Below are 2,814 nucleotides of genomic sequence, written 5' to 3'. Positions count from 1 at the left end.
GCGGGTGAAACAAAAACATGAGTGCACACACTGCCGCAACCACTATACAAATCACGATCAACCCACACCCCCCCAACACACGGCGGGGGGATGGTGTTGAACACCAGTCTTGTGGTGGTCATAGCACCGGGGAAACGCCCAGCAACATTCCGAACCTGGAAGCTAAGCCCGGCAGCGCCAATGGTACTGCAACCGACAGGTTGTGGGAGAGTAGGACACCGCCACAACACACTTCAGGCAAGCGGCCAGGAACCCAACGGTTCCTGGCCGCTCCGCTATCCCACACAGCAAAAACCACCCCTAGCGACCGACACACACAAAACCACACCCAGCAAACACACCAGCCTCAGCGGCAAATCCGCCATCGAATACGAACCACACCAAGGGTCCTGGACAAACAACTACCGCATCAACAAAGCGTCAATAACTTGCCACAACCCCAGCACCCCTTCGTTGAACCCATCTACACCCCACTCGACCCGCCCCTCACCCCCCAGCGCGTCCAAGCCGGCAACCACCGTCCACCGTGCGCGTGGGGGATGCTTGCGGCCGTCTGGTTATGGTGCGACACACGAACGGACTTATGTCGCCCACATTTTGCCTCTTGGCATGGGATGCTAGAGGCATGGTCACTTCTTCACATCCGCGAGGGTCGCACCGCCACGGGGGGCGCGACGAGGTTCTCGCCCAGCGCATGGCGGCGCACGACCGCCTCGCCCATCAATCCCAGGTAGTCCTGCGTCTCGGACAGATGTTGCTGTCCTTTGGCGCGAGTGCGTATCGCGTGAAAAAGTCCATGGCGGACGTCGCGCGCGCCGTCGGTATTTCCGAGCATCGCGCACAGGTCACGTATACGGAAATCATTACGACCGCCTACGCGAGCGGGACCTTCCGCACGGAGTTGGCGGAGCAGCGCCTCATGGGCGTCAACGCGGACAAGATCGACCGCATCAACAACTATGTGGCGTCGCTGAACGGTAAGTCGGTTCGCGTTGAAGACGTTTCCGACGAGCTCGACAGGATCGCGAAGGTGCCAGGCCTGTACGACTGGTTCTCTAACGCGCTCGCATCGGGTCTGGCCTGTGCGGCCTTCGCTTTCCTCAACGGTGGGGGATGGGTCGAGTGCTCCGCCGTGGCGGTGGCCTCGTTCTTTGGGCAGGCGCTGCGTCGTCAGATGCTGGTTCGTCACATGAACCACTTCGGCGTGTGGATGGCATGCGGTGCTCTTGCTGCGATGATCTATATCCTGTTGGTGGCTCCAGCTCAGCAGTTCCTCGGCATCGAATCGACCCACCAGGCCGGTTTTATTTCCGCACTGCTCTTCCTGGTGCCTGGCTTCCCGCTTGTGACAGGATTGATCGACCTGGTCCGACAGGACTTCGAGGGAGGCATCGGGCGCCTCGTGTACGTTGCGATGCTCGTGGCGTCCGCCGGCGTCGCGGTCTGGGCGATCTCCGCGGCCTTCGGTTGGTCTGTTACTCCCGAGTATGGCGTCGAGCTGACGCCGTGGCTGCACTATCTGTTGCGCTTCCTGACGAGTTTCGTTGCGGCATACGGGTTCGCGATGCTCTTTAATTCGCCGCAGCGCGTGTGCGCGACCGCAGCCATCATCGGCGCCGTGATCAACACTGCCCGAATCGCCCTGCACCTGCAGCTGGGCTTGCCTGCTCCGGCTGCCGTCGGCTTGGCAGCGCTTGCTGCCGGTCTGCTCGCGGTGTTCGTTGCGCGCAGGACGCGTTTCTCGCGCGTGACGCTGTCCGTGCCCGCCGTCGTCATCATGATTCCCGGTGTTCCCTTGTACCGAGCGCTCACGTACCTGAATAATCAGCAGATCGACGATGCTCTCGCAGCCCTCTTCACCGTGCTGTTTACGATCGTCGCCATTGGTATGGGCCTGGCGCTCTCGCGTATGCTCACGGATAAGAACTGGCTCATGGAGAAGCAGGAGCGGGTTCCTAATCTGTGGGAGTTCGAAGAGGAGGACGCATGAAGTTCGAGATCGAGGCGGGCGTCAAGCCGCCGGCGTTTGAGTTCGAGTACGAGATCAGCCGCGATGAGATTTGCGCCGTTGGCCGCAACATTGCGATCGTGTGCACGGCTGCGGTGATTACACGGGTTCTTGTCGCGCTCATCCAACGCTGATTGGTCGTTCATTGACGAGGCCGTGGCCGGGAAACCGGTCGCGGCCTCGTGTCGTTGGGGGTTCGGGTTGTGGCGCTGCCTGATGTCCGGCGTCGCTTATGGCGTCGCATGGTGACCGGGCGCCATGCGGCGTGCCTCCCGGTTCATTGGTTACAACGTGTTGGTCGCGGCTCGGTCTCTGGCATCGTCAAGGGAGGAGTGTCGGGCTAGCACGCTCACGCCGCAGCGCCTCAGACAGGATGCGCACCATCGGGAGGATGACTCCTGATCGGGAGCTTTCGACCCGTTTGGGGGCATTCGACCCGTGAGGGAAGATTCCACCTGATCGAGAGCATTGCGCCCGATCAGAACGGGTTGGATGATCACCGATGGGGTGTTTTGCCTTATCGGGACAAGCCCCGTTGTGGAGTTGGTCGCCCGTTCCCCTGCCACGGTTCTGTCGGTGACGCCTTTCTGGCGTTTATCGGCGTCCCGCCGGGCAGCGCCGCACCAGTGAGAGAGCGTGACGACAGTGAGGGAGCATGACACCAGGGGTAATGGTGGGGGTTTTGCACCATTAGAAGCATCCTGTCGGCGTGTCGCCGGCGTGTCGTGGCTCTAATGATGCAATTCCCCCCCCGTTTGGCGGCGGTGTCGGCAGATTCTAGGGGTGGTTGCAACACATGCTATGCC

2 protein-coding genes and 1 rRNA gene are annotated in these 2,814 nt (G+C 61.3%); all 3 read left to right on the top strand.

Features of this window, described 5'->3' with window-relative positions:
* The first annotated feature begins 110 nt into the window (after positions 1-110).
* The 3 genes from rrf (at position 111) to HMPREF1138_RS11360 (ending at position 2,142) form a co-directional block, all read left to right on the top strand.
* Positions 111-227, top strand: a 5S ribosomal RNA gene (rrf, locus tag HMPREF1138_RS00990).
* Positions 228-694: 467 nt separating this feature from the next.
* Positions 695-1,990, top strand: coding sequence for a threonine/serine ThrE exporter family protein (locus tag HMPREF1138_RS00985; protein ID WP_039936366.1), 1,296 nt, complete (start codon positions 695-697; stop codon positions 1,988-1,990).
* Positions 1,987-2,142, top strand: coding sequence for a hypothetical protein (locus HMPREF1138_RS11360; RefSeq protein WP_009055438.1), 156 nt, complete (start codon positions 1,987-1,989; stop codon positions 2,140-2,142). Before HMPREF1138_RS00985 ends, HMPREF1138_RS11360 begins: the two co-directional genes overlap by 4 nt.
* Positions 2,143-2,814: the final 672 nt, after the last annotated feature.

This window comes from Actinomyces sp. ICM58 (assembly GCF_000283035.1).
In the GTDB taxonomy this organism is placed as follows: Bacteria; Actinomycetota; Actinomycetes; order Actinomycetales; family Actinomycetaceae; genus Pauljensenia.
Note: the sequence above shows the minus strand (reverse complement) of the source record. Positions and strands in the feature narration are given on the sequence as shown.